At 47.3% G+C, this 1,911-nt stretch carries 3 protein-coding genes; 2 read left to right on the top strand and 1 reads right to left on the bottom strand.

The window, feature by feature from the left end:
- Both C7R94_RS28665 and C7R94_RS28670 read left to right on the top strand, forming a co-directional pair.
- On the top strand, window positions 1–687 hold a 687-nt coding region (locus tag C7R94_RS28665; protein ID WP_199197978.1), incomplete at its 5' end, for a PucR family transcriptional regulator.
- Between the two features lie 43 nt (window positions 688–730).
- Window positions 731–916, top strand: coding sequence for a hypothetical protein (locus C7R94_RS28670; protein ID WP_047069069.1), 186 nt, complete (start codon window positions 731–733; stop codon window positions 914–916).
- Between the two features lie 65 nt (window positions 917–981).
- On the opposite strand, the gene C7R94_RS28675 is transcribed toward C7R94_RS28670, so the two are convergent.
- The coding region (locus tag C7R94_RS28675; protein WP_146142844.1) for an ABC-F family ATP-binding cassette domain-containing protein at window positions 982–1,911 on the bottom strand (930 nt) is incomplete at its 5' end.

The raw sequence follows: 1,911 nt of genomic DNA on the forward strand, positions 1-1,911 counted from the left end.
AGCACCTCCCCCCATGACAAGACCGGCATGGAACTTTGGCAAGAAAACCATCATCTTCTGAACACGTTGCACAGCTTTTTTTCTTCCAATAGAGCGATTCTGTATGGATTGGATCAGGAAAATCGTGTCCTCTTGCTCGTGCCGAAGTCTATTCTTGTGCCCACTGAATCGCTCTCGCAATGGCTGCAAGAACAGTGCTTAAAGACGTTCACCAAGCAATTGGCTCAGCCTGTCTTTGCAGGAATTGGGCGATATCATCCTGAACGGGAAGGCATCGTTCGCAGCTATCGGGAAGCGCTAGTCAGCTTGCAAACCGCATTACATTCGGCCAGCCGAGCCAACGCCGCTTCTCTTCGCGTCAAAATCTACCACGACTTGGGACTCGAGCGAATCATGTACGCAGTCGATCCTGCGACAGAAGCCCAAGCGTTTGCAGAAGAATGTCTGGGCAAAATTCAAAACTATGATCGAGAAAAGAACGGACAGCTCTTGCAAACCTTGCAAGTGTTTTTGCAAGCGGATGGTAATTACGCTGAAGCCGCTCGTCGTTTGTATGTCCATAAAAATACAATCAAATACCGTATCCAGCTCATCCGAGAGTGGACCGGATTGAATGCGGAAAACGGGCACGATCAAATGCTGCTGCGCATCGCCATAACTGCACATGTCATTGGGCATCGTCTTTAATCTTGGTATAATGAATGGGAAAGCTAGGTAGGAGGAACAACTGATGAACGAGTGGTTGAATAAACCCGTGAAGACGATACAAAGACCAAAGAAACGAGGCACGGTAGAATACATCGATGACCAGTATATCGTGGTGTTCTTTACTTCCCCGCGAAAAGAGCGTGTTATTTTCTCGAGCAAGGAAGCCTTCCTTAACAAAATCGAGTTCGTGGAAGACCCCGCAACATGAGAAAAAGCCCCTGACTTCAGCACGATTTGTGCGAAGCCAAGGGCTTTTTATATGTCGCAGGCAGCTTACGCGTAATGCTCGTCGCGCAGGCGTTTGATTTCATCGCTCTCCAGGTATTCGTCATACGTCATCATTTTATCAATGACACCCTTCGGCGTGAACTCAATGATCCGGTTCGCAATCGTTTGGACGAACTGGTGGTCATGAGATACGAACAGAAGTGTACCGTCGAACTCAATCAAGCCGTTGTTCAATGCAGTAATGGATTCCAAATCCAAGTGGTTCGTCGGTTCGTCCATGATCAATACGTTGGCACTCGCCAGCATCATCTTGGATAGCATGCAACGAACTTTTTCTCCCCCGGACAATACGTTTGCCTTTTTCAGCGCTTCATCTCCAGAGAACAGCATACGACCGAGGAATCCACGAATGAATGTCTCGTCTTGATCTTTGGAGTATTGGCGCAGCCAGTCAACCAGGCTCAAATCAGAGTTAAAGTACTCCGCATTGTCTTTTGGGAAGTACGCTTGGGAAGTCGTAACGCCCCATTCGAAAGAACCGCTATCAGCCTGAACTTCGCCCATCAAAATTTGGAAGAAGGTTGTTTTCGCCAGCTCATTTGGTCCGACAAACGCAACTTTGTCCCCTTTGTTGATGGTGAGGTGAAGGTTTTCAAACAGTTTCTCGCCTTCAATTGTCTTGCTCAAGCCTTCGATGGCTACGAGGTTTTTACCCGCTTCACGCTCTGGCTTGAAGTTGATGAAAGGATATTTACGGCTGGAAGGACGAATATCCTCCAACGTAATTTTCTCCAACAGCTTTTTACGCGAAGTCGCCTGCTTGGACTTGGAGGCATTCGCAGAGAAACGCGCAATAAACTCTTGCAGTTCCTTCATTTTTTCTTCTTTCTTCTTATTCTGATCACGAACCATTTTCAGCGCCAATTGGCTGGATTCGTACCAGAAGTCGTAGTTACCTACGTACATTTGGATTTT

Origin of the sequence: Brevibacillus sp. NRRL NRS-603 (assembly GCF_003013445.1) — a bacterium.
In the GTDB taxonomy this organism is placed as follows: domain Bacteria; phylum Bacillota; class Bacilli; order Brevibacillales; family Brevibacillaceae; genus Brevibacillus; species Brevibacillus formosus.

What these genes read in the sequence shown, in the direction of transcription:
- C7R94_RS28670 (WP_047069069.1), top strand. Translation starts at nt 731, where the DNA reads ATGAACGAGTGGTTGAATAAACCCGTGAAGACGATACAAAGACCAAAG.